Annotated in this window: 12 protein-coding genes and 3 pseudogenes; 8 read left to right on the forward strand and 7 right to left on the reverse strand. The window is 71.7% G+C overall.

Features of this window, described 5'->3' with window-relative positions; all coding sequences use genetic code 11:
* Positions 1 to 7 precede the first annotated feature (7 nt).
* The 4 genes and pseudogenes from BG482_RS46360 to BG482_RS38075 all read right to left on the reverse strand — a co-directional run.
* Positions 8 to 2563, reverse strand: a pseudogene (locus BG482_RS46360) (type I polyketide synthase); the annotation flags it as partial.
* Positions 2552 to 2836 (reverse strand): annotated as a pseudogene (locus BG482_RS46365) (hypothetical protein); the annotation flags it as partial. The pseudogenes BG482_RS46365 and BG482_RS46360, both read right to left, overlap by 12 nt.
* A gap of 198 nt (positions 2837 to 3034) precedes the next feature.
* Positions 3035 to 5470, reverse strand: a pseudogene (locus BG482_RS44415) (type I polyketide synthase); the annotation flags it as partial.
* Positions 5471 to 5700: 230 nt separating this feature from the next.
* Entirely contained in the window at positions 5701 to 6561 is an 861-nt protein-coding gene (locus BG482_RS38075; RefSeq protein WP_069773788.1) for a 1,4-dihydroxy-6-naphthoate synthase, read from the reverse strand.
* Positions 6562 to 6949: 388 nt separating this feature from the next.
* Here BG482_RS38075 and mqnE point away from each other — a divergent pair, with 388 nt between their 5' ends.
* The 8 genes from mqnE to BG482_RS38115 all read left to right on the forward strand — a co-directional run bounded on the left by mqnE (position 6950) and on the right by BG482_RS38115 (position 16163).
* Positions 6950 to 8113: an aminofutalosine synthase MqnE gene (gene mqnE / locus BG482_RS38080; RefSeq protein WP_069773789.1), complete on the forward strand. Its 1164-nt coding sequence runs from the start codon at positions 6950 to 6952 to the stop codon at positions 8111 to 8113.
* A 124-nt stretch (positions 8114 to 8237) separates the two neighbouring features.
* Complete coding sequence (locus BG482_RS38085; protein WP_069773790.1) at positions 8238 to 8555, forward strand: ferredoxin; 318 nt, start codon at positions 8238 to 8240, stop codon at positions 8553 to 8555.
* A 125-nt stretch (positions 8556 to 8680) separates the two neighbouring features.
* On the forward strand, positions 8681 to 9442 hold the full coding sequence (locus BG482_RS38090) for a thioesterase II family protein (protein ID WP_069773791.1): 762 nt from the start codon (positions 8681 to 8683) through the stop codon (positions 9440 to 9442).
* A gap of 50 nt (positions 9443 to 9492) precedes the next feature.
* Complete coding sequence (locus BG482_RS38095) at positions 9493 to 10392, forward strand: menaquinone biosynthetic enzyme MqnA/MqnD family protein (protein ID WP_069773792.1); 900 nt, start codon at positions 9493 to 9495, stop codon at positions 10390 to 10392.
* Between the two features lie 35 nt (positions 10393 to 10427).
* Entirely contained in the window at positions 10428 to 11633 is a 1206-nt protein-coding gene (gene mqnC / locus BG482_RS38100; RefSeq protein ID WP_069773793.1) for a cyclic dehypoxanthinyl futalosine synthase, read from the forward strand.
* Positions 11634 to 11732: 99 nt separating this feature from the next.
* Positions 11733 to 12722 (forward strand): ATP-binding cassette domain-containing protein, encoded by a 990-nt coding sequence (locus BG482_RS38105; RefSeq protein ID WP_069773794.1) that lies wholly within the window; start codon positions 11733 to 11735, stop codon positions 12720 to 12722.
* Positions 12722 to 13573 (forward strand): ABC transporter permease, encoded by an 852-nt coding sequence (locus BG482_RS38110; RefSeq protein ID WP_069773795.1) that lies wholly within the window; start codon positions 12722 to 12724, stop codon positions 13571 to 13573. Before BG482_RS38105 ends, BG482_RS38110 begins: the two co-directional genes overlap by 1 nt.
* Positions 13574 to 13583: 10 nt before the next feature.
* A complete protein-coding gene (locus BG482_RS38115) occupies positions 13584 to 16163 on the forward strand; it encodes an AMP-binding protein (RefSeq protein WP_069773796.1) in 2580 nt (859 codons plus the stop codon).
* Between the two features lie 428 nt (positions 16164 to 16591).
* Here the strand turns inward: BG482_RS38115 and BG482_RS45685 are convergent, their stop codons facing one another.
* The 3 genes from BG482_RS45685 to BG482_RS38125 form a co-directional block, all read right to left on the reverse strand.
* Positions 16592 to 16723, reverse strand: a complete 132-nt coding sequence (locus tag BG482_RS45685) for a hypothetical protein (protein ID WP_256096606.1) — start codon at positions 16721 to 16723, stop codon at positions 16592 to 16594.
* Positions 16724 to 16998: 275 nt separating this feature from the next.
* Positions 16999 to 18033: a ketoacyl-ACP synthase III family protein gene (locus BG482_RS38120; protein WP_069773797.1), complete on the reverse strand. Its 1035-nt coding sequence runs from the start codon at positions 18031 to 18033 to the stop codon at positions 16999 to 17001.
* Positions 18023 to 22997: type I polyketide synthase (locus tag BG482_RS38125; protein WP_069773798.1), on the reverse strand; the 4975-nt coding region annotated here is incomplete at its 5' end. The genes BG482_RS38120 and BG482_RS38125, both read right to left, overlap by 11 nt.

Genomic DNA, 22997 nt, shown 5'->3' on the forward strand with positions numbered 1-22997 from the left:
GCAGCCGTATTCCGGTCGCTCGGCTGAGGGAGTTCCGCAGCTCCAGCGCAGTGAGGGAATCGAGTCCCAGCTGCGTGAACGGCGTGTCCGGGCCGATGTGCGTTTCGGGGGCGTGCCCGAGCACGTCGGCCAGCGTGCTCCGCACGAGTGCGGCCAACGCGTCGCGGCGGCGGGACTCGGACAGGTCGAGGAGGTCGAGCTGCGGGGCGGCGGATCGCACCGCTGACGCAGCCTCACGCAGGGCGGGGCGGCCCGCCAGGGCCCGCAGCAACGGGGGCAGCTTGTCGGCGGTCCGGCGTAGTGCGGCACGGTCCAGGCGGAGCGGGATCGGGGTGACGTCGGTGCGGGTCAGGGCGCGGTCGAAGAGGGCGAGGGCGTCTTCGGTGGGCAGCGCGCCGATGCCGTTGCGGGCTGCACGGCTCTGCGCGGCATCGGTGAGACCGCTGGTCATGGCGCTGTCGGCTTCCCACAGGCCCCAGGCGACGGACATCGCGGGACGTCCGTCGGCGCGCAGACTGACGGCGAGGGCGTCGAGGAAGGAGTTCGCGGCGACGTAGTTGCCCTGACCAGGACCGGCGAACGTGGCGGCGGCCGAAGAGAACAGCACGAACGCCGACAGGTCGAGGTGTCTTGTCAGCTCGTGGAGATGGACCGCCGCGTCGACCTTGGGCCGCAGCACCGAGGTGAGCCGCTCCGGGGTGAGGGAGGTGACGACGCGGTCGTCGAGCGTTCCGGCGATGTGCACCACGGCGCCGAGCGGGTGTGCGGGCGAGATGTCCCGGATGACGTCGGCGAGAGCGTCGCGGTCGGCCGCGTCGCAGCTCACGACGGTGACTCGGGCGTCGACGGCGGCGAGTTCGGCGATCAGTCCGGAAGCGCCCGGGGTCTGGGGGCCCCGCCGGGTGACGAGGAGCAGGTGACGCACACCGTGGCGGTGCACGAGGTGGCGGACGGTGGCGGATCCCACCGTGCCGGTGCCACCGGTGACGAGCACCGTCCGGTCCGCGGGGAAGGCCGGTGCCGCCGGTCCCTGGGCGGGGGCCGCGATCCGTGTGAGCACAGGAGCGAGCAACTGCGCTTCGCGCAGCGCGAGTTCGCCTTCTTCTCGCCTGGCCGCGTCCTTGAGCTGGGCGTCGGTGGGAGTTGCGTCGGTGTCGAGGAGCAGGATCCGCCCGGGGTTCTCCGACGCGGCCGACCTGAACAGTCCTCGCACCGCGGCTGCGGGCAGGTCGGTCACGGTCTCGCCGGGACGCGCGGCGACCGCACCGCGAGTGAGCAGCAGCAGACGTGAGCGGTCGGCGCGCGCCTCAGTGAGCCAGTGCTGGAGCAAGCGCAACGCTTGTTCCGCGGCTGTGTGCACGTCGGGTACGAGCCCGGCGTCGCTGCCGGCGTCCGCGGTGTGCCACGGGAGGGCGACGAGGTCGGCGAAGGGGGTGTCGTCCGAGGCGTCCGACAGGGCGGTCAGGAGCTCGTCCGGGCTTTTCCGGGCCACGGCCCCGACGTCGTCCCGTTCCGTGGCGGCCTCGGCCGCGGTCCACGTGACGGTGTAGAGGTCGCTGCCGCGGTGCCGGACGGCGTCGGGACGTTCGTCGGGGTCGAAGGGCAGGACAGTTGCGGTCGCGGCGGTCAGGACGGGGGCCCCCGTGACGTCCAGCAGCCGGAGCTCGCTTTCCGTCGTCGAGCGCGGAACGACGTGCACCCGTATGCTCGCCGCCGCACGCGCGTGGAGGGTGACGCCGGACCAGGCCACGAGGTGCGGCACCGGTTGTCCGGCTGCCGTCAGGACGAGCAGGGCGGAGTCCAGGAGGGCGGGGTGGACGGCGAACCTGGCCGCCTCGGCTTCCGCCGTCTCCGGCAGAGAGGCCTCCGCGAAGACCTCGTCTCCCAGACGCCAGACTGCTGTCAGGGCCTGCGAGCGAGGCAGGTCGAGGTCCGTATACACCTCGTCCAGGTGGACGGGCACCGCGCCCGGCGGGGGCCAGGCCGCAGTGGCTTCAAAGGTGTCGGGGCTCGGGCCCTTCGGATCTTCGGGGCCGCCGAGCAGGGTTCCGTGGGCGTGGCGGGTCCAGGGCCGGTCCTCGTCCGACGGGCCGGCGTCGGGGTCGTACGGTCGTGCGTACAGAGCGAAGGTCCAACGCCGCTCGCCCTGGACTGCCTCCGTAACCGTCTGCACCTCGGTCTCGCCGGTCGCGGAGAGCGGCAGGGAGGCGTCGACGTGCAGTTCGGCAAGGTGATGGGCGCCGACGCCGCGTCCGGCGTGAAGAGCCAGGTCGGTCAGGACGGAGGCGGCCACGAGTGAGCCGCCGCCGGTGGCGAGCTCGCCGAGCCAGGGCTGCGTGCGCGGGGAGAGACGTCCCGTGGCCACCACGGTGGTGGAGTCGGCGAGGCCGATTCCGTCCGAGAGCAACGGGTGTTCACCCCGACGTCCGGCGTGGTTCGCGACGGGATCGAGCCAGTAGCGTGTCCGCTGGAAGGGGTAGGTGGGCAACTGAACCGACTCGTACGTGTCGTTCAGGAGCGCCGTCCAGTCCACGGGCCTGCCGGAGGCGTGCAGGGCCGCCATCGCCGCCACCGTGGCCCGGGACTCGTCCCGGGCCTTACGGAGTGTCGCGACGAAAAGGGCTTCGTCGCCGCCTTCTTCGGCAACGGCACGGGCGAGTGCGGTGAGGGTGCCGTCGGGGCCGATCTCCAGGAACCGCGTCACACCCTCGCCGGCCAGCACAGCGATCCCGTCGGCGAACCGCACCGCCTCCCGCACATGCCGCACCCAATACTCCGCCGACGCCAACTCGCCCTCCCCAGCGAGCCGCCCCGACACATTCGACACCAACGCAACCGACGCAGAGCCATAGGAGATGCCCTCCGCGACCTCACGGAAAGCCTCCAGCATCGGCTCCATCAAGGGTGAGTGGAAGGCGTGCGAGACCCGCAGACGAGACGTCCGACGTCCCCGCGCCTTGAGCTGACCGGCGATCTCCGTGACGGCCGCCTCGACGCCCGCGATCACCACCGCACGCGGACCGTTCACCGCAGNCCGCCCCGACACATTCGACACCAACGCAACCGACGCAGAGCCATAGGAGATGCCCTCCGCGACCTCACGGAAAGCCTCCAGCATCGGCTCCATCAAGGGTGAGTGGAAGGCGTGCGAGACCCGCAGACGAGACGTCCGACGTCCCCGCGCCTTGAGCTGACCGGCGATCTCCGTGACGGCCGCCTCGACGCCCGCGATCACCACCGCACGCGGACCGTTCACCGCAGCGACCGACACCTCCGCCCCACGRCCCTCCARCAGCGGCAGCACCTCGYCCTCGGCCGCCTSSASMGCGAYCATCACCCCACCCGACGGCAACGCCTGCATCAGCCGACCCCGCGCCACCACCAACGCACACGCATCCTCCAGCGAGAACACACCCGCCACATGCGCAGCCGCGATCTCACCGACCGAATGACCCATCAGGAAATCCGGGCGCACCCCGAACGACTCCACCAGACGGAACAACGCCACCTCGACCGCGAACAACGCAGGCTGCGCCCACTCCGTACGCTCCAGCAGAGCTGCGTCCTCACCGAAGATCACATCCCGCAACCCACCCCCCACCTGCGCACACACCGCATCGAAAGCCTCCGCGAACACCGGGAACGCCTCATACAACCCACGACCCATCCCCACCCGCTGCGCACCCTGACCAGCGAACAAGAACGCCGTCCGACCACCGCGGCGGGCGGTCGCGGTGATGACGTCGGGTGAGGTGCCGCCGGCGGCGAGGACGTCGAGGCCCGCGGTGAGGGTCTCGCGATCGGTGCCGAGGACGACGGCGCGTTGTTCGAAGAGGGAGCGTCGAAGCGTCAGCGTGTGGGCGACGGCCAGGTCGTCGGTCCCCGGGTGCGTGTCGAGGTGGTCGAGCAGGGCGGCGGCCTGAGCTCTCAGGGCGTCGGCGGTCCGGGCGGAGAGAACCCAGGGGATGACCGGCGGAGCCGTGGGTTCGGGTGTCGTGTCGCCGTCTTCCGGTTCCGTGGCCTCGGTCTCGTTCGGCGGGGTCTCCTCCAGGATGACGTGGGCGTTGGTGCCGGAGACCCCGAATGCGGACACTCCGGCCCGCCGCGGCCGGTCGCCGGGCGGCCACACGACGGGCTCGGTGAGGAGACGCACGTGGCCCTCGGTCCAGTCGACCTTGGTCGTGGGCGCGTCGACGTGCAGAGTGCGGGGCAGGCGGGCATGGCGCAGCGCCATGACCATCTTGATGACACCGCCGACGCCGGCGGCGGCCTGGGTGTGACCGATGTTGGACTTCAGGGAGCCGAGCCAGAGCGGACGGTCCTCGGCGCGGTCCTGTCCGTAGGCTGCCAGGAGTGCCTGCGCCTCGATGGGGTCGCCGAGGGTGGTTCCGGTGCCGTGCGCCTCGACGGCGTCGACGTCCAGCGGCGAAAGCCCGGCGGAGGTCAACGCCTGGCGGATGACGCGTTGTTGGGACGGTCCGTTGGGAGCGGTGAGTCCGCTGCTCGCGCCGTCCTGGTTGACGGCGGAACCGCGGACGACGGCGAGCACCTCGTGGCCGTTGCGACGCGCGTCGGAGAGACGCTCGAGCAGGAGGACGCCCGCGCCCTCGCTCCAGCCGGTGCCGTCGGTGGCGTCGGCGAAGGACTTGCAGCGGCCGTCCGGTGCGAGTCCGCGCTGTCGGCTGAACTCCAGGAAGGTGACCGGAGTCGACATGAACGCGACACCGCCCGCGAGGGCGAGGTCGCACTCGCCCTGTCGCAGTGACTGCACCGCGAGGTGGAGGGCGACGAGGGAGGAGGAGCACGCGGTGTCCACCGTGACGGCGGGCCCCTCGAAACCGAAGGTGTAGGAGACGCGCCCCGAGGCGATGCTCGCGGCACTGCCGTTGCCGAGGTGGCCCTCGACGCCGGGGGGCGGCTCGGGGAACCGGGTGGCGTAGTCGTTGTACATGACTCCGGCGAACACTCCGGTGGCGCTTCCGCGCAGGTCGGCCGGGCGCAGGCCGGCCCGTTCGAGGGATTCCCAGACGATCTCGAGCAGCATCCGCTGCTGCGGGTCGGTGGCGAGGGCCTCGCGCGGGGACATGCCGAAGAAGGCGGGATCGAAGTCGGCGGCGTCGTGGAGGAAGCCGCCTTCCCGGGTGTAGCAGGTGCCGGGGTTGGCGGGATCGGGGTCGTACAGTGCGCCGAGGTCCCAGCCGCGGTTGTCCGGGAAGGCGGAGATGCCGTCAGTGCCCGTGTCGACGAGGCGCCAGAGGTCTTCCGGCGTGCGCACCCCACCGGGGTAGCGGCAGCTCATGGAGACGACGGCGATCGGTTCCGTTGCCCTGCCCTCGACCTGGCGCAGCCGGGCGCGGGTGCGCTGGAGGTCGCTGGAGACTCGGGTCAGGAACTCGCGCAGCCTGTCCTCGCTCACGGATCGGTCTCCCTTCGGCGGCGGGCACGCAGGCTCGCGGTGGGGCACGGGCATCGGGTCGGCCCCGGCGCCTCGCGGGCGCCGGGGCCTGGTGAGGGCCGGCGTGCCGTCCGATGCCCTCGCGGGACGGGCCCGAGGCGCTCCCGGTGCCGGGCCTGTCCTTCGGGCCGATTATGGGGAGGGTTGCGCCCGTTTCGGGCTGTGGTCCGGGCGGCTCTAAGAGAACTTCTAGCGTTGCCGCGCAGGCCCGAGACCGGCCGGGCTTCGGGACCATGACCCTGCGCTCACAGACGGAGGGTCGTGTCCAGTGCGTTCTCGGCGACGCGCGGCAGGAGGCCGAGCTCGGCCGAGCGGTCCAGGAGGGTGCGCACGGCGTACAGTCCGTCCTGGCCGAGCGCGGCGGTGAACTCGTTGACGTACAGGCCGATGTGCTGGTCGACGACGTCCGGTTCCATCTCCTGGGCGTGCCGGAGGACGTGGGCGCGGGACGCGTCGGGATTTTCCCGTGCCGCGCTGAGGGAAGCACGGATCGTGTCGGTGATCCGGCGCAGCACGGGTTCCCCCAGGGAGCGGCGGGCGACGATCGCGCCCAGCGGGATGGGCAGTCCGGTGCGCTTCTCCCACTCCTCGCCCATGTCGGCCGTGCAGTGCAGACCGTAGCGCCCGTAGGTGAAACGGGCTTCGTGGATGACGAGTCCGGCGTCGACGGCGCCGTCCCGGACGGCGGGCATGATCTCGTGGAACGGCAGGACGACGATCTCGCCGACACCGCCCGGTATCGCGTCGGCCGCCCAGAGCTGGAACAGCAGGTAGGCCGTCGACGTGGTGCTGGGCACCGCGACGCGGGCGCCAGCCAGGGCGGCGGGCTCACCGGGCTCTGCCGCCAGGACGAGGGGACCGCAGCCGTGGCCCAGGGCGCCGCCGCAGGGCAGCAGCACGTAGTCGGGGAGGATGTGCGGCAGCACGCCGTAGGAGACCTTCAGGACGTCCAGTTCGCCGCGTTCGGCGAGCCCGTTGGTGATGTCGATGTCGGCGAGGGTGAGCCGGGTGTCCGGCGCGTCGGGGAGCAGCCCCTCGGTCCAGGCGTGGAAGACGAACGTGTCGTTGGGGCAGGGCGAGTGCGCGAGCGTCAGGGGCGCCGTCATGGCCGGTCCTTCCTTCTTGTCCGTGGCGGGTATCGCGGTGATGCCCTCAGCAAAGCCGTTGCGTATGTGGGGTTTTCCCCAGACTGCCCTCCGCGAGGATGAGCGGGCCCCACCCGACGCGGCGTCGATGCCCGCCGTCCGGCCGGGGACCCGCGGCTGCCCGATCGTCGGCCGGTTGCGCGGGTCGCCGAGGCCGGTCGGATCGACAAGTCGCCGTGTGGTGCGGATCCGTACTGTGCCGCCCGGCCACCACCGGACGGAACGGTCGGTTCCGCGGGGCGTCGCGGTCGCGCGCCCTCGGGACCGTCGACGCGGCAGACCACGCCCACGCCACGTGCGCACCGTCACCATGCGGGCCGCCTGGCACTGAACGAGGAGGTTCCCGGCCATGGACGCTGGGCTCAAGCGCGAGCTGGAGGAGAAGGTCCTCTCCGGTGAGCGGCTGTCCCGCGAGGACGGCATCGCCCTGTACGAGTCGGACGACCTGGCGTGGCTGGGCGGACTGGCGCACGAGGTACGGACCCGCAAGAACGGTGACGTGGTCCACTTCAACGTCAACCGTCACCTCAACATGACGAACGTGTGCACCGCGTCCTGCGCCTACTGCTCCTTCCAGCGCAAGCCGGGCGAGCAGGACGCGTACACGATGCGCATCGAGGAGGCCGTGCGTCTGGCCAAGGCGATGGAGAACGAGCACCTGTCGGAGCTGCACATCGTCAACGGGCTGCATCCGAACCTGCCGTGGCGCTACTACCCGCGCTCGCTGCGCGAGCTGAAGAAGGCGCTGCCCAACGTCGGTCTGAAGGCGTTCACGGCGACGGAGATCCACCACTTCGAGACGATCAGCGGGCTCACGGCCTCGGAGATCCTGGACGAGCTGATCGACGCGGGTCTGGAGTCGCTGACCGGCGGCGGCGCGGAGATCTTCGACTGGGAGGTCCGCCAGCACATCGTGGACCACCGCACCCACTGGGAGGACTGGTCGCGGATCCACCGCCTGGCGCACGAGAAGGGGCTCAAGACCCCGTCGACCATGCTGTACGGCCACATCGAGGAGCCCCGCCACCGCGTCGACCACGTCCTGCGGCTGCGTGAGCTGCAGGACGAGACGAACGGCTTCCAGGTCTTCATCCCGCTGCGCTACCAGCACGACTTCGTGGACATGAAGGACGGCAAGGTCCGTAACCGGCTCCAGGCGCGCACGACGATGGCGACCGGCGCGGAGGCGCTGAAGACGTTCGCGGTCTCGCGGCTGCTCTTCGACAACGTCCCGCATGTGAAGGTCTTCTGGGTGATGCACGGCGTGCAGACCGCGCAGCTGGCCCTGCAGCACGGCGCGGACGACATGGACGGCTCGGTCGTCGAGTACAAGATCACGCACGACGCCGACAACTACGGCACGCCGAACAAGCTCACCCGCGAGGACCTGCTGGACCTGATCCGGGACGCCGGCTTCCGCCCGGTGGAGCGCAACACGCGGTACGAGATCATCCGCGAGTACGACGGGCCGGACCCGGCCCGCCGGGAGTCGCCGCAGCCCATGCGGGTGTGACCCGCCGGCCCGGCCGCAGCGGCCGGGCGTTTCGTGTACCGCGAGCACGACTTCCCATGTGTGCGGTGCGTACGCCGCTCGGTCTCGAGCAGATGTCCGCGCACCGTGTTCACACCACGACGACATGGCCAGGCAGGTGTTTATGTCCCCACGGACGACGAATGACGAGGACCTGGAAGTCTGGATCGACCAGGACCTGTGCACCGGCGACGGGATCTGTGCCCAGTACGTCCCCGAGGTGTTCGAACTGGACATCGACGGGCTCGCCTACGTCAAGAGCGAGCAGGACGAACTGCTCCAGGCTCCGGGAGCGACGACGCGCTTCGCCCTGGATCTGCTCACCGACGTGGTCGACTCGGTCAAGGAGTGCCCCGGCGAATGCATTCACGTGCGCCGAGTCTCCGACGGGGTCGAGGTGTACGGCCCCGAGGCCGCCGACTAGGCCCTCGTTCTCGCACCCGGCCCCGGAGCGGCCGGATCCACCGCCCGGCGGGCCGGGCCGCCGGACCGCCCCGGCCACCGCACCGCCGGGCCGCTACATCGACGCACGGGAAGGACACACGTCCGATGAGTTCCACCACCGACAACCTGTGGGTCCGCAGGTTCCGGCCCTCCTCCGACGCGACCGAGCGGCTGGTCTGCTTCCCGCACGCGGGCGGTTCGGCCAGCTTCTACCTGCCGGTCGCCGCCGCGCTCAGCCCCGGTGTCGATGTCGCCGCCATCCAGTACCCCGGTCGTCAGGACCGCCGGCACGAACCGGGCCCCGCCTCGATCGCCGCACTCGCCGACGAGGTCTGCGCGGCCCTCGCGGAGTGGGACGACGACCGACCCATGACCTTCTTCGGTCACAGCATGGGCGCCCTGGTGGCCTTCGAGGTCGCGCGCCGCATGGAGCGCACCGGCGCGGGCCCCGTCCGGCTCTTCGCCTCCGGGCGCCGCGCCCCTTCGCGGGTGCGGAACGAGAGTGTGCACATGCGTGACGACGACGGTGTGATCGCCGAACTGCGCGCTCTGGCCGGCACCGACGCCCAGGTCCTCCAGGACGAGGAGCTGCTGCGCATGGTGCTGCCCGCGATCCGCAGCGACTACCGGGCCGTCGAGACGTACCGCTGTGAGCCCGGCGCCGCTGTGCGCTGTCCCGTGACCGTCCTCACCGGCGACGCCGACCCGCGTACGTCGTTGGAGGAAGCGCGCGCGTGGGGTGAGCACACCGAGGCCGCGTCGGACGTGCGGATCTTCTCCGGCGGGCACTTCTTCCTCTCGGAACGGCCGGCCGAGGTCCTGGCCGTGCTGAACGAGCACTTCACCGCCGCGGTCCCCCGAGCCTGACGGCGTTTCTCTGTTCCTCCCCCTCGACCCGTTTCCGGGAGTTGTGCACCATGACCCAGCAACTCGCGCCCGACACAGTGCGGTCGACGCCTGTGCGCCGGCGCCGGCCCCGTGTGGGCCACATACAGTTCCTCAACTGCCTGCCGCTGTTCTGGGGACTCGCCCGCACCGGGACCCTCCTCGACATGGATCTGCACACCGACACGCCGGACGGCCTCAACGACGCGCTCGCCGCGGGCGATCTGGACATGGGCCCGATCAGCCTCCTGGAGTTCCTGCGGCACGCGGACGACCTGGTCGCCCTGCCGGACATCGCGGTCGGCAGCGACGGAGACGTCATGTCCTGCCTGATCGTCAGCCAGGTACCGCTGGAGGAACTGGACGGGCAGCCGGTGGCACTGGGCTCGACGAGCCGCACGTCGGTCCGTCTGGCGCAGCTGCTGCTGGCGGAGCGCGTCGGGGTGAATCCCGAGTACTTCGTGTGCCCGCCGGACCTGCGCACCATGATGTCCGAGGCGAAGGCCGCGGTGGTCATCGGCGACGCCGCCCTGCGCGCGGCCCTGTACGAGGCGCCCCGGATGGGCCTGGAGGTGCACGATCTGGGCCGGATGTGGAAGGACTGGACGGGACTGCCCTTCGTGTTCGCCGTGTTCGCCGCGCGCCGCGACTTCCTGGCCCGCGAACCGGAACTGGTGCGCCAGGTCCACGCCGACCTGCTGGCCTCGCGGGACCTGTCCCTGGCGGAGGTGGCGAAGGTCTGCGAACAGGCCGCGCAGTGGGAGGAGTTCGACGCCGCGACGCTCGAGCGCTACTACACCACGGCCCTCGACTTCAGTCTCGGCGCGGAACAGCTCGCGGGCATCGCCGAATTCGCGCGCCAGGTCGGCGGCGGCGACGAGGGCTTCCCGCCCGACGTCGCCGTCCGGCTGCTCGATCCCATCGCCCCCTGAACGCCCCACGCCACCGGAAAGGCCCGGCCACCACCATGCCCCGACCTCCGCAACACCGTCTTCAGCCCGTCCTCGACCGTGCCGCCGCCGGCGGGCGGATCACCCCCGAAGAGGCTCTCGACCTCTACCGTGACGCGCCCCTGCACGCGCTCGGCGCCGCCGCCGACGCCGTACGCCGTCGTCTCTACGCGGGGACCGAGCACATCGCGACGTACATCATCGAGCGGAACATCAACTACACGAACGTGTGCGTCACGGCGTGCAAGTTCTGCGCCTTCTACGCGGCCCCCAAGGACACGGCCAAGGGCTGGACGCGCGACCTCGACGACATCCTGCGCCGCTGCGCCGAGACCGTCGAACTGGGCGGCACCCAGATCATGTTCCAGGGCGGACACCACCCGGACTACGGCGTCGAGTACTACGAGAAGCACTTCGCGGCCATCAAGGAGGCGTTCCCGCAGCTGGTGATCCACTCGCTGGGCGCGTCCGAGGTCGAGCACATGGCGCGGATCTCGAAGGTGACGGTCGAGGAGGCCATCACCCGTATCCACGCCGCCGGCCTGGACTCCTTCGCGGGCGCCGGCGCCGAGCTGCTCCCCGCACGTCCGCGCAAGGCCATCGCCCCGCTCAAGGAGTCCGGCGAGCGCTGGCTGGAGATCATGGAGATCGCACACGGGCTGGGCGTCGAGTCGACGTCCACGATGCTGATGGGCACCGGCGAGACCAACGCCGAGCGCATCGAGCACCTGCGGATGATCCGTGACGTGCAGGACCGCACGGGCGGCTTCCGCGCCTTCATCCCGTACACGTACCAGCCCGAGAACAACCACCTCAAAGGCCAGACGCAGGCCACGCAGTTCGAGTACCTGCGGATGATCGCGATCGCCCGGCTCTTCCTCGACAACGTCCGTCACATCCAGGGCTCCTGGCTGACCACGGGCAAGGAGATCGGCCAGCTCTCCCTGCACTACGGCGCCGACGACCTCGGCTCGATCATGCTGGAGGAGAACGTCGTCTCCTCGGCGGGCGCCAAGCACCGCTCCAACCTGCTCGAACTGATCCAACTCATCCGGTCGGCCGACCGCGTCCCGGCCCAGCGCGTGACGACGTACGAGCACGTCGTGGTGCACGACGACCCGGCGAACGACCCTGTCGACGAGCGCGTCGTCTCCCACGTCTCGTCCACGGCCATCGAGGGCGGCACGGCCCACCCCGAGCTGAAACTCATCGCCGCCACCTGAGCCGCCGGGCCGGGTGTTCGGGGCGCGGGCATCCGGCCCGGGGCGCCCGCCCTCGTGCCTCACCCCGCCCCATCCCTGCACACGAGGACGGAGAACCCCATGGCGGGTGCCATTCACGCCACGGGTCTGGTCAAGACCTTCGGCGACACCCGGGCCCTGGACGGAGTGGACCTTGACGTGCCGGAAGGCAGCGTGCTGGGACTGCTCGGCCCCAACGGAGCGGGCAAGACCACGACGGTGCGCCTGCTCGCCACCCTGCTGCGGCCCGACGCGGGCACCGCCGTCGTGGCGGGTCACGACGTGGTCCGCCACCCTGACCGGGTCCGGCTGTGCATCGGCCTCTCGGGCCAGTTCGCCGCCGTCGACGACCGGCTCACGGGCCGGGAGAACCTACGGATGATCGGTGAGCTGTACGGGCTTCGCTCCCGGGCCGCCCGCGGGCGCGCGGACGAACTGCTGGACCGGTTCGACCTGACCGGGGCCGCCGACCGGATGTCCAGCACGTACTCGGGCGGCATGCGGCGACGCCTGGACCTGGCCTGCGCGCTCGTCGTGCGCCCTTCGGTGATGTTCCTCGACGAGCCGTCGACCGGCCTGGATCCGACCAGCCGGCTGATGCTGTGGGACATCATCGAGGACCTCGTATCGCAGGGCACCACGATCCTGCTCACCACCCAGTACCTCGAGGAGGCCGACCGCCTGGCGCGGGACATCGCGGTCGTCGACCACGGACGGATCATCGCCCGTGGCACACCCCGCGAACTGAAGGCGCAGGCGGGCGGCCAGCGCGTCGAGGCGGTCGTCGCCCGGCGCGAGCAACTCGACTCCGCGGCAACCCTGCTGGCCCGGTACGGCATTCGCGCACCGGACGTCGACGGTCCCCGCAGCATGGTCTCGGTCCCCGTCGACGGCGGGGTGCGGCTGATGACCCAGGTGATCGCCGCACTGGACGACGCGGGCATCGAGATCACCGACATCGGAATGCGCCGCCCCACTCTCGACGAGGTCTTCCTGGCCCTCACCGAGGTCGTCCCGCGGGACACATCGCGCACGGCGGTCGGTGCCGGCGCGGCGAGCAAGAAGGAGTGATGAACGTGTCGGCCACGGCATCGTCCGTACCCGGGCTGAGGCCCGGATCGGCCGCCAAAGCGCTGCGCGACGTACTCGTCGTGACGCGGCGCAACGTGATCCGGACGATCCGCATCCCCGAGGTGGTCATCCTCAGTCTGGTGCAGCCGATCGTCTTCGTGCTGCTCTTCGCCTACATCTTCGCCGGGTCGTTCAGCCTGCCCGGCGCCGCGAACGCCGCCGCCTACCGCGAGTACATGATGCCCGGGTTCTTCGCGCAGACCATCGCCTTCGCCACCGCCGGCAACAGCAGTGTCAGCATGGCCAACGACATGCAGAGCGGCATGGTCGACCGGTTCCGCTCCCTGCCGATGGCGCGGGGGGCGTTGCTCACCGGACGCACCCTGGCGGATCTCGTGCAGAACGCCCTGGTGATGACGGTGATGGTGCTGTGCGCGCTGCTGGTCGGCTGGCGCATCCACCACGGGGCGCTGCGAGCCGCCGCCGCCTTCGCTCTGCTGCTGATGATGGGGTACGCGCTGTCGTGGGTGGGTGTCGTCATCGGCCTGTCCGTGCGCGCCCCGGAGGCGGCGGCCACCAGCAACTTCCTGTGGCTGTTCCCCCTGACGTTCCTCTCCAACGCGTTCGTGGCGCCCTCCACGCTCCCGACGGTGCTGCGCTGGGCCGCCGAGTGGAACCCGCTGAGCGCGACGGTTCAGGCGACCCGGCAGCTGTTCGGCAACCCGGGGCTCGCGGCCACGGGCGCCTGGCCCGCTCAGCATCCCGTGCTGGTGTCGTTTTCCTGGTCGGTGCTGATCGCGGTGGCGGGCCGGACGCTGGCGGTGCGCCGCTACCGTTCGGCCGGTACGTGAGGAGGAAGTCGTGACCGCGGACGCCACGTTCCAGGCGGAACTCATCCGCCCGGTGCACGAACTGCTCGCCGGCCACGCGGCCCGGCAGCCCGACCGGATCGCGTTCAAGGACGCCGGTCGTGCGGTGACCTGGGCCGAACTGGACCGGCGTACCGCCCGGGCGGCCGGTCATCTGGTGGGGCTGGGCCTGACGCGAGGCGCTTCGGCGGTGATCTGCCTGCCCAACCGGGTGGAAGCGGTGGAGAGTTGCCTCGCCGTCACCCGGGCGAGCGCCGTCGGCGTGCCGCTCGACCCGGAGTCGAGCGACACGGAACTGGCGTACCTGCTGGACGACTGCGCGGCGAGGCTGGTCATCACCGGCGCGGCGCAGCTGCCCCGGCTGCGCCGCGTGCTGGCGGACCGGCCGGACGTCGTCGTCGTCCTCGTGGGACGGGACTCCGAGCCGGGGTTCGCGGAGGCGGCCGACGACGAACTGCCGCGCTGGGAGGAACTGGCGTCGACGTGGTCGCTGCGCGATCCGCCCCGCGACGACCTGGGCCTGGACGAGCCGGCCTGGGTGCTCTACACCTCCGGGACGGCCGGCCGGCCCCTCGGGGTCGTGTCCACGCAGCGGACGTCGCTGTGGACGACGGCCGCCTGCAGCGCACCGCTGCTGGGGCTGTCCCCTCAGGACCGGGTCGTGTGGCCGGTGCCGCTCTTCCACGCGGTGGCGCACACCGTGTGCGTGCTCGGTCTCGTGGCGGTCGGCGCCACGGTCTGCATCACGGACGGTCCGGCCGCCGACGAGGTGCTGCGCCGGGCCGTCGAAGAGGACGCCACCTTCCTGGTGGGTGTGCCGACGATGTACCACGAGATGGTGGAGCTCGCCCGGTCGGGCACGGTCGGCGTTCCGCCGCTGAGGGTGTGCACGGTGGCGGATTCACCGTGTCCGCCGTCCCTGCACGAGGCGTTCCGTTCCGCGTTCGGCATCGCGCTGCTGGACGGCTACGGCACGACGGAGACCGGCGGCGCGATGACCACACACCTGCCGCAGGGCCCGTACGTGCCCGGTTCGCGCGGTGTGCCGCTGCCGGGACTGACGCTGCGGCTCACGGACCCGCGCACCGGCGCCGAGGTGGAGCGCGGCGCCGAAGGTGAGGTGTGGGTGTCCGGTCCGGCGCTGATGCCCGGCTATCACCGGCGGCCGGAGGAAACCGCAAGGGTGCTTTCCGAAGGCTGGTACCGCACCGGTGACCTGGCCCGCCAGGACGCGACCGGATATCTGACGATCACCGGCCGGCTCGAGGAGCTGATCGTCCGGGGCGGGGAGCACATCCACCCGCGAGAGGTGGAACATGCCCTCGTGCAGGCGCCCGGGGTCGCGGACGCCGCCGTCGCGGGCGTCGCCCACGGAACACTCGGCGAGGTGCCGGTCGCCTACGTGGTCCCGACGGCCGGGGACCTCGACGTGGCGGCGGTGCTGACCGCCTGCCGGCAGAGGCTGTCCGCGTACCAACTCCCGGAGGTGATCCACGAGGTCACCGAGGTTCCTCGCGATCCGGCGGGCGAGATCGCCCGCGGACTGTTGGCGGGGCTGCCGACACGGCCGCTGTGGCGACGGTCCCGGAAGCGGTCGCAGGAACCGCTCTGTTCTTCTGACGCCGTCGAGCTGGGACTGGACGACGCGGGCCATCCCCTGCTCTCGGCCGTGGTCGAACTGCCCGGGCGCGACGAACTGGTGTGCACGGGCCGGATCACCGCGGCCGCCGGCGACCCGACGCTGCCGCAACGCGTTGACGGCAGAGCGGTGTTCGCCGGAGCGGCCCTGCTGGACCTGGTGCTGCACGCGGCGGGCCGCGTCGGCTGCGCCCGGGCGCTGGACGTGACGGCGGACGAGCCGCTGGTGCTGCCGCGCGACGGCGGCGTGCAACTTCGGGTGACGGTCGGTGCGCCGGAGGCCGACGGGACAAGGCGGGTGACGGTGCACGGGCGGCCGGACCCACGCGGTGCGTCACGAAGACCGTGGACCCGGTACGCGACGGCGACGGTGGCGCCCGGCTCCCCCGCGGGAGCCGACACGGGTTTGTCCGAGTGGCCTCCGCGGGGCGCCCGCAGGGTCATCGGGGACCACGGCGCCGACCGGCCGGACGCCGCGCGGACGCCCAGCGCCGTGTGGCGGCGCGGTGACGAGGTCTTCGTCGAGGTGGCGCTGCCCGACTGGGTGACGGGCCAGGACCGCCACGCGCTCCATCCGGTGCTGTTGGACGCTGCGCTGGCCGCCGCCGTACGTCCGGTCCGGGAGGCGGCGCCGCAGGGCGCGAGGCCGACGGCTGCGGTGCGCTGGCGAGACGTGTCCCTGTACGCCTCCGGCGCGTCCGCGCTCCGTGTGCGGCTTCTGCGGACGACGGACGGCTCCTGGGACCTGGACGCGGCCGACGGCGCCGGGGACCCCGTCCTGACCGCGCGCTCGGTGACCTGTGCGCCGCTGCGGGGCGACGCCGTACGAGCCGCGTCGGCGGCACACCAGGACGCCCTGCTCGACCACTGCTGGGACCCCGTACGAACTGCAGCGGTCGGGGGGCCCGCACCTGTGGGCGGCGGTCGGCCCTGACGCGCCGCGGTTCCGTGCGCCCTGACGTCGGCGGGCCGCAAGAGCGAGAGCCGCCCCGGCCTGTCGTCCGTGCCGCGAGCCGTCGACGAGCGAACGCCCGTCCCGCACATCGTGGTGGTATCCCCCTCGCCGCAGGTCCACGCGGACCCGGCAGACGCGGCGCGTGCCGCGAGCGGTGAAGCCCTCCTGCGGGTATGCCACCTCGCCGACCCCCGGCCGGCGCAGACCCGGCCGGTCGTCGTGACCCGGGGTGCGGTCGTCATGCGAACGAGGACGAAGCGCCCCGGGGCCCGGTCCTGCGCCGCACCGATGAAGCCCGGGCGGCCGCCCCGCCCCCGTCCGGCATCCGTTCGTCGTCCCGGTGCGGCTCTCGCGCCGCGTACGGCACGGGTGCCCGACGGTCCCGCGCCATAACTCCCTGCCGGCCGTCAGGCCCCGTTCGCGGGCGTCGAGACGGCGAGGACGGCCGAGACGCTGCCGGCCAGGACCTGGGACGACACCCGGCCGACGACGGCCGGGCCGCTGCTCGCGGGACCGTTCGCGAAGTCGGTGTTCACCACGGCCGTACGCGGCGACGGCGACGCTGCCGCGGACTCGGGGGGGGGCGACGTCGTACGCCGAACGGCACGGGACACAGCCGCCGGTCTCGGAGGGCTGCGCCACCGGCCGTCGGCGCCGACCGCTGCCGAGCAGGAGGGGACCCTGCTCCGCCTGGCGGCCGGCGGTTCTTACGGCGGCTTCGGGGTGGTGCGTGCGCCGACCGCGTTCCGTGTGGTCATACCGCTGCCACCGGCCGCCCCCGACGCATCGAGGACGCCCGGTGGCAGAGGCAACCTCACAGCGCCCAGGTGGGAAGATCGACGAGGGTGACGACAGCGGCCGTGCACATCCAGCCCGGCCCCTGGGAGATCAGCAGCACGTGATCGCCGGGAGCCACCTCGCGCGTCCGGACCAGATGCTCCAGGGTGATGATCACGTCGGCGCCGCCCACATGCCCGATGCCCCGGCCGAAGTGCCACGTGGAGCGGTCCATGGTCAGGCCGAGAGGCAGCATGACCGAGTACTCGATCATCCGGCCGTCCATGTTGATCGGTACGACCTTGGCGATGTCGTCGGCATTGAGGTCGGCGTCGACGAGTGCCCGGCGAATGACACCGAGGTTGAAGAGGGTGAGCTTCTCGAGGGTCTCGGAGAGCGGGGTCTCGGTCTCGCTGAAGCGAGTGGCCCGCTCAGCCATGTCTCCGTCGTTCTGCCGGCCCTCGTCCGGCAGCAGTGAGCCGTCACCACGATGCCACCGCTCGAGCTCCGGCAGGATGCCCGAACTCAGCGACCTGATCTGTGCGAAACCCTCTTCCACGCTGAGCAGGGCCGCGGCGCCGCCGTCGGCGAGGAAGTACGCCTGGCCGAGTCCCGTGTAACGGTTCAGGCCGGTGGCGGTGAAGTTCTCACCCGACGTCAGCAGTACGGTCTCCGCCTGAGCGGCACCCGTCATCTGGCCGACCGCCACCTCCAGGGCGCCCAGCATGCCGTTGCACCCCTGGCGCAGGTACAGAGACGAGGCCGGCTCCATCTCCAGTTCGCGCAGGATGTAGCCCGGCGGATAGGAACCTTGCGGGCCCTGGTAGTACACGCCGCTGTGCACATGATCCGTGATGTCCTCCCGTTGCAGCTTCGACCGGTCCATGGCAACGCGTGCGGCGGAGATCGCGAGCTCCACGGCCGGAATGTCGTGCGCCAGATGGGTCCCGGTCAGCCCGTTCGCATCCACGGTCTCCTGGCTGATCAGCCCCTGTGCCACAGCCCGCTCTACGGGCTCGAACTCGTGCAGCACGACACCGAGCGAGTCGAGGAACACGTTGTCAATTCTCATCCGAAGGCCTCTCGTTTCCGCCGAAATGTGAAGATGCAGGGGCAAGGATCCGCTCGATCAGGTGTTCGGCGAGGTCCGCCGGGGTGTCGAACTCGAACGCCACACTCGCCGGCAGCCGGAGTCCAGTCGCCTCGACGAGTGCCGTGCGGAGTTGCAGGGCGGTGAGCGAGTCGAATCCGAGACTCTTCAGCGGGGCGTCCGCGGCCACGCTGCCCGGTGAGGTGTGGCCGAGGACGGCACCCGCGCGGTCCCGCACGAGGCCGGTCACCAGCGTCTCCCGCTCCCCCTTGCTCATCGCCGCCAACCGGTGCCGGAGGTCCGTCTTCTCCGCCGGGGTGTCCCGGGCCGTGCGGCGGATCCCGGCGGGCGCGAGAGCCCGCAGGACGGAGGCCGCTTCGCCGGTCAGCCGGGCGAAGTCCAGCCGGGACGCGATCACGAGACCGCGCCCGGTCGCCCATGCCGCGTCGAAGAGCCCGAGACCCTGCTCCCTGCTGAGCGGATGCGTTCCGCGCAGCGCCACCGGGTGTCGCTCCGTCCCGGACCGGCCCGACAGGTTGCTCTCCCCGGACCACAGGCCCCATGCGATCGAGGTGGCGACGACACCCCGGGACCGCATGTGGTGGGCGAACGCGTCCAGGAACGTGTTCGCCGCCGCGTAGTTGGCCTGCCCCGGACCGCCGAGAATGCCGGCGATCGAGGAGAACAGCACGATCCGTCGCACCCCTGTCCCGCGGACCAGTTCGTACAGGTTCACGACCGCGTCGACCTTGGGGCGCAGCACCTTGCTCAGCCGCTCCGCCGTCAGGGACGGGAGGATCCCGTCGTCCACCGCGCCCGCCGTGTGCACCACGGTGTCGATCCGCCGATCCGTGAGCAACCCGGCCAGGGCCTCTCGGTCCGCCACATCGCAGGCAGCCACCTGGACCCGGGCCCCGAGCCCAGTCAGTTCGGCTTCCAGGGCCGCCGCCTCCGGCGCGTCCGGCCCTTGGCGGCTCGTCAGCAGCAGGTCCTTCACACCGTGCTCGGTCACCAGGTGACGGGCTGTCGCGGAGCCCAGTGTGCCCGTGCCGCCGGTGATCAGCACCGTACCGTCCAGGCCCGCGTCCAGCCTCGGGAGAGCACTGGCCGGAATGAGGCGGGCCACCCGCGGGACCCGCGCCGTCCGCCCGCGCAGCGCCCACTGCGGCTCCGTTGAGGACACCACGCGGTCCAGGGCGCGCCAGGTGGGCTTCGCGAGGTCGGTGTCCACGAGCACGAAGCGGTCCGGGTACTCCGTCTGCGCGCTGCGGATGAGTCCCCAGACACCGGCCCCCGCGAGGCCGAGCGGTGACGCGTCGTCGGGCCCGGTCACCGCGGGGACGGCGCCCCGGGTGAGGAACACGAGCCGGGAGCGGTCGAAGGCCGGGGCGTTCACCCAGGCCCGGGCCGTGTCCAGGGCGCGGACTGTCGTGGCGTGAACGGCGTCCACCAGCTCCGGCCCGGACAGGTCGCCGTGATCGTCCAGGAAGGGGGCCACGACGATGTCGGGGACATCCCGGCCCCCCTCCACAGCGGCTGTCAGCGCTGCCAGATCCGGGTACGACTCCGTGTAGCGTCCCGCCGCCATCAGCGAGGACCGCATGCGCACACCGTCCTCGCCCACGATGGCCCATGGGGCGTCGGCGGTGTTCGCCCGCGTCTCCACCGCGGTCCACTCGATGCCGAACAGGCTGTCCTGCTGTGCCACGTCCGCGGCCCTGAGCACCTCAAGCACCACGGGTTCGAGCCGCAGGGCCGGGACCGAGAGGACAGGCGTTCCCGTGGCATCGGCAGCGGTCAGCGACACCGAGCCGTCCGGCCCCGGGGAGACCCGGGCTCGCAGGACGGAGGCGCCGGACGCGTGCAGGGAGACCTCCCCCCAGTCACGCACCCGCCAGGACGCGGTGGTCTCGGGTACGACACCCTTTATGCCCGCCAGACTGAGCAGGGCCTGCGCCAGCACCGGGTGAAGTCCGAATCGCCGCGCCTCCTCACGCAGCGTGTCCGGTACGGAGATCTCCGCGAACACCTCGGCGTCCCGTCGCCACACACCGTGTACGGCGGAGTGCACGGCCCCGTACTCCAGGCGCAGTTCGGGCTCGGGCATCGGAAGGGCGTCCGCGGGCGGCCAGGCCTCGAGATCCCAGTCCGGCTCGGCTGCCGCCGCCACCAGCTCACCTGACGCGTGGCAGGTCCAGGGCAGCCCCAGGACCTCGTCGCCGCGCCGGGAGTGCACGGAGACCGTGCGTACACCCGGTTCCTCACCCTCGCCGACTGCGACGCGGAGCTGAACGCCGCCGGACGCCGGCATCACGAACGGCGCCTGTGCGGTCAGGGCGCGCAGTCGGCTCCTGCCCAGCTGCTCACCGGCCGCGAGCGTCAACTCCACGGCGAGCCAGTCGATTTCCCGCTCCGCACCCTCGATGCGCTCATCCGCCGACCAGGCGGGCTTGCCCGCCGAAAGCCGGCCGGTGAACACCACGGTCTCGGTGCCGGGCAGTTCCACGGCCGCACCCAGCAAGGGGTGCGAGGTGGGGACCGCACCCAGCCCGGACGCGCCGCGCGAGGCGCCTGTCGGTGTGTTGAGCCAGTGGTGGGTTCCTTGGAAGGGGTAGGTGGGGAGGTCGGGGTGGATGGGTGTGGGGGTGGGGGTGGGTTGGAGGGTGATGCCGTGTGTCCATGCGGTACTGAGGGCGTGGGTGAAGTCGTGGGTGTCGCCGTGGTCGCGGTGGAGTGTGGCGAGGACGACGGGTTCCTCGGTGGGGTGGTCGAGGCTCTGGAGTGTCTCCTGGGTCGGGAGGGTGAGGACGGGATGGGGACTGACTTCGATGAAGGCCGTGACGCCGGTGTGGGCGAGTGCCTGGGTGGCGCCCTGGTAGTCGACGGTGTGGCGCAGGTTGCGGTACCAGTACTCGGCGTCGAGGCCGGCGCCGTCGACCTGGCCGCCGGTGAGGGAGGAGTAGAAGGCGAGTTCGCCGCTGCGCGGCGACACCGGCGCCAGTGCTGCGAGCAGTTCGTCGCGTATCGCCTCCACGTGGGAGGAGTGGGAGGCGTAGTCGACGGGGACGCGCCGGAATCGTGTGTGGTGTTCTTCGCTCCAGACGGCGAGCTCGTCGAGTGCGTCCGCGGGCCCGGACAGGACGGTGCTGGCGGGGCTGTTGACCGCCGCGATCTCCAGCCCGAGGCGGGTGGCGATGACGTCGGCTTCATCGCGTGGCAGTGCCACAGACGTCATCCCGCCGTCGCCGGCGATGCCGTTGATGAGCTGCGATCGCAGGGCGACCACGCGTGCCCCGTCGGCAAGGGTGAGCGCACCCGACACGGTCGCGGCCGCGATCTCGCCCTGGGAGTGACCCACGACCGCGGCGGGACGGATCCCCGCAGCCTGCCACTGCGCGGCGAGCGAGACCATGACGGCCCACAGCGCCGGCTGCACGACGTCCACACGGGTGAAGCCGGGCTGCTCCGGCCCACCGCGCAGCACCGCGAAGAGGTCCCAGTCCACGAAGGGCCGCAGTGCCTCCCGGCACTCCCCCAGACGCTGCGCGAACGGGCCCCCGTCATCGAGGAGCTTCACACCCATCGCAGGCCACTGAGCCCCCTGACCCGGGAACACGAACACGGGATCACCCACCCGACGGCCCACGCCACGCACCACACCGGTATCGCCGTCGTGGTCCGTGTCGGCCAGCGAGCGCAGCCGTGTCAGCAGTTGGGTGCGGTCGTCCCCGGTGATCGCGGCACGATGTTCGAACACCGTGCGTGAGCCGGCGAGCATCCGTGCCACCGTGTCGGTGGGCAGGTCGGGGTGGCGTTCCAGGAAGTCCGCCAGCCGTCCGGCCTGGGCCCGCAGCGCGCCCTCACCACGCCCCGACAGCAGCATCGGCACCGCCACCCCGGACGGTTCGGCCGCGGCAGCGGGAACGAGCTCGGCGGGCGCCTCCTCCAGGATCAGATGCGCGTTAGTCCCACTGATCCCGAACGACGAGACGCCGGCGCGACGTGGTGTGCCGACGGTGCGCGGCCAGGGCTGATTGTCCGTCAGCAGTCGGGCATGACCCATGCTCCAGTCGACGTGGGGTGAGGGTGCGTCGATGTGGAGGGTGCGCGGCAGCGTGTCGTGCCTCATCGCCATCACCATCTTGATGACGCCGGCGACACCGGCCGCGGCCTGGGTGTGGCCGATGTTGGACTTCACCGATCCCAGCAGGAGCGGCTCTCCGGCCGGACGGTCCTGCCCGTAGGCGGCCAGGAGTGCCTGAGCCTCGATGGGGTCGCCGAGAGCGGTGCCGGTGCCGTGCGCCTCCACGGCGCTGATCTCGGCGGGGGCCAGACCGGCCTGCGCCAGAGCGGCCCGGATCACCCGCTGCTGCGCGGGACCGTTCGGAGCGGTGAGCCCGTTGGACGCGCCGTCCTGGTTCACCGCCGACCCCCGCACCACCGCCAGGACCGGATGCCCCAGCCGACGCGCGTCCGAAAGCCGCTCCAGCAGGACCAGGCCGACGCCCTCCGCGAAGCCCGTGCCGCTCGCCCCGGCCGCGAACGCCCGGCACCGCCCGTCGGAGGACATGGCGCGCTGTCGGCTGAAGGCGGTGAACGTACCGGGCGTCGCGATGACGGTCGCGCCGCCCGCGAGGGCGAGGGTGCACTCACCCTGCCGCAGCGACTGCGCCGCCAGATGGATCGCCACCAGCGACGACGAACACGCCGTGTCCACCGTGATCGCCGGCCCCAGCAGACCCAGCTGGTACGAGAGCCGGCCGGAGATCACACTCGTCGCGTTGCCCGTGAGGAGCATGCCGTCCAGCCCCTCCGGGGCCTCGTGCAGCAGCGTCGAGCCGTACTCCTGGGCGATCGCGCCGACGAACACGCCGGCCGTGCTGTTGCCGAGGGACGTCGGGTCGATGCCGGCGCGTTCGAAAGATCGGCAGAGCGTCGCGGAGGGA

The sequence above is a fragment of the Streptomyces sp. LUP30 genome, assembly GCF_001746365.1.
GTDB lineage: Bacteria > Actinomycetota > Actinomycetes > Streptomycetales > Streptomycetaceae > Streptomyces.

What these genes read in the sequence shown, in the direction of transcription:
- mqnE (WP_069773789.1), top strand. Translation starts at nt 6,950, where the DNA reads ATGGACGCTGGGCTCAAGCGCGAGCTGGAGGAGAAGGTCCTCTCCGGT.
- BG482_RS38085 (WP_069773790.1), top strand. Translation starts at nt 8,238, where the DNA reads ATGGCCAGGCAGGTGTTTATGTCCCCACGGACGACGAATGACGAGGAC.
- BG482_RS38075 (WP_069773788.1), bottom strand. Translation starts at nt 6,561, where the DNA reads ATGACGGCGCCCCTGACGCTCGCGCACTCGCCCTGCCCCAACGACACG.
- BG482_RS38110 (WP_069773795.1), top strand. Translation starts at nt 12,722, where the DNA reads ATGAACGTGTCGGCCACGGCATCGTCCGTACCCGGGCTGAGGCCCGGA.
- BG482_RS38105 (WP_069773794.1), top strand. Translation starts at nt 11,733, where the DNA reads ATGGCGGGTGCCATTCACGCCACGGGTCTGGTCAAGACCTTCGGCGAC.
- mqnC (WP_069773793.1), top strand. Translation starts at nt 10,428, where the DNA reads ATGCCCCGACCTCCGCAACACCGTCTTCAGCCCGTCCTCGACCGTGCC.
- BG482_RS38095 (WP_069773792.1), top strand. Translation starts at nt 9,493, where the DNA reads ATGACCCAGCAACTCGCGCCCGACACAGTGCGGTCGACGCCTGTGCGC.
- BG482_RS38120 (WP_069773797.1), bottom strand. Translation starts at nt 18,033, where the DNA reads ATGAGAATTGACAACGTGTTCCTCGACTCGCTCGGTGTCGTGCTGCAC.
- BG482_RS38090 (WP_069773791.1), top strand. Translation starts at nt 8,681, where the DNA reads ATGAGTTCCACCACCGACAACCTGTGGGTCCGCAGGTTCCGGCCCTCC.